Annotated in this window: 3 protein-coding genes; all 3 read right to left on the bottom strand. The window is 68.9% G+C overall.

Annotation, left to right across the window (positions count from 1 at the left end; all coding sequences use genetic code 11):
- Positions 1-22: 22 nt before the first annotated feature.
- Genes L0P92_RS44355 through L0P92_RS44365 form a run of 3 tightly spaced genes read right to left on the bottom strand, consistent with a single transcriptional unit; the run spans position 23 to position 1447 of the window.
- Entirely contained in the window at positions 23-643 is a 621-nt protein-coding gene (locus L0P92_RS44355; RefSeq protein WP_062722696.1) for a GTP-binding protein, read from the bottom strand.
- Positions 624-1043 carry a DUF742 domain-containing protein gene (locus tag L0P92_RS44360; protein ID WP_234768800.1) on the bottom strand — a complete coding sequence of 140 codons (420 nt, stop codon included), beginning with the start codon at positions 1041-1043 and terminating at the stop codon, positions 624-626. The genes L0P92_RS44355 and L0P92_RS44360 overlap by 20 nt, the downstream gene beginning before the upstream one ends.
- The gene (locus L0P92_RS44365; protein ID WP_062722698.1) at positions 1040-1447 is read right to left on the bottom strand and encodes a roadblock/LC7 domain-containing protein; all 408 of its coding nucleotides are present in this window, start codon (positions 1445-1447) and stop codon (positions 1040-1042) included. Before L0P92_RS44365 ends, L0P92_RS44360 begins: the two co-directional genes overlap by 4 nt.
- Positions 1448-1477 lie beyond the last annotated feature (30 nt).

The following is a 1477-nucleotide window of genomic DNA, read 5'->3' on the forward strand; positions in this document are numbered from 1 at the left end:
GGGGAGGGGGGTGGTGTGCGGCTCAGGCGGGGGCCTTGGCCATGGCGAGCGCGTGCAGGAAGCGCATGAGTGTCATCAGGACGTCCCGGCTGGAGGCCCGGCGGCGTACGTCGCACTCGACGATGGGGATCTCCTCGGGCAGGTCGAGTGCCGTACGGAGTTCGGCGACGGGGTAACGGGGCGCGTCCGGGAAGGTGTTGACGGCCACCACGAAGGGCACGCCGCGCTCCTCCAGGCGTCCCATGACGTCGAAGCTGACCTCCAGCCGGCGGGTGTCGATCAGCACGACCGCGCCCAGCGCACCGTCGAACAGCCCGTTCCACAGGAACCAGAAGCGTTCCTGGCCGGGGGTGCCGAACAGGTACAGCACGAGCTGCTCGGTGATGCTGATGCGCCCGAAGTCCATCGCGACGGTGGTGGCCGTCTTGGTGTCCGAGCCGAAGTTGTCGTCGACGCCGATGCCCGCCTGCGTCATGGTCTCTTCGGTGGTCAGCGGCCTGATCTCGCTGACCGAGCCGACCATGGTCGTCTTGCCGACACCGAAGCCGCCCACGATCACGATCTTGACCGCGGCCTCTGCCGTGTGCGGCAGCTGGTCCTCGGTCCGGGGGCCGGGGACGGTGTCAGAGCCTTTGAAGTCCATGCATCACCGCTTCGAGGATTGAACGGTCGGCGACGGACTGGCGCACGATCGGGTTGCGGGCCGTCACCAGTCCGGCCGTCAGCATGTCGGTGAGCAGCACCGTCATCATGCTGAACGGCAGGTTGAGGTAGGCCGACAGCTCGGCCACGGACAGGGGGGTGGAACAGAGCCGGAGCAGCGCCGTCTGCTCGGGCGTGGCGGAGGGCGGGGGGTCGGCGCGCGCCACGATTAACGTGACGAGGTCGAGGTCGCCGTCGCGCTCGCCACCGTCCGGTCCGGCGACCACGAAGAGCCGCTCGGGGTTCTTCTGCTTCCCGGGCCCGGGGGGTTTCCCGGACCCGGGGGGTGGTGAGGGCGGTTGTTCCTTGGGGACTCGCCGCTGGCGTTGCGGAGGAGTCATACGGTCTGCCCGTTGCGCCTGGGCGGACTGGTGAGATGGGCACCGATGCGGGCGACGAGGTCGGACATCCGGTTGCTCATCCGGCCGGGCTCGGCGAACGTGTCGGAGAGCACGGCGAGATACGCGTTGGCGCCGGCGGCCATCAGATAGAAGTAGCCGCCGTTGATCTCGATGAGGACCATCTTCATCTTGCCGTCGCTGTTCGGGATCTCCGTGGCGACCGCGCTCGCCAGGCTCTGCAGCCCGGCGCAGGCCGCGGCGACGCGGTCGGCGGTGTCCGGGTCACCGCCGTAGCGGGCGATGCGCAGACCGTCGGCGGAGAGCACGACGATCATCTCGATGCCCGGTACGCCGTCGTGGAGCTCCTTGAGCATCCAGTCGAAGTTGGCGCGCTGCTGGATCACTTGATGTCCCCCTCGTCGTCGGCCTCGGGG

The organism is Streptomyces muensis, assembly GCF_021474425.1.
Lineage (GTDB): Bacteria > Actinomycetota > Actinomycetes > Streptomycetales > Streptomycetaceae > Streptomyces > Streptomyces muensis.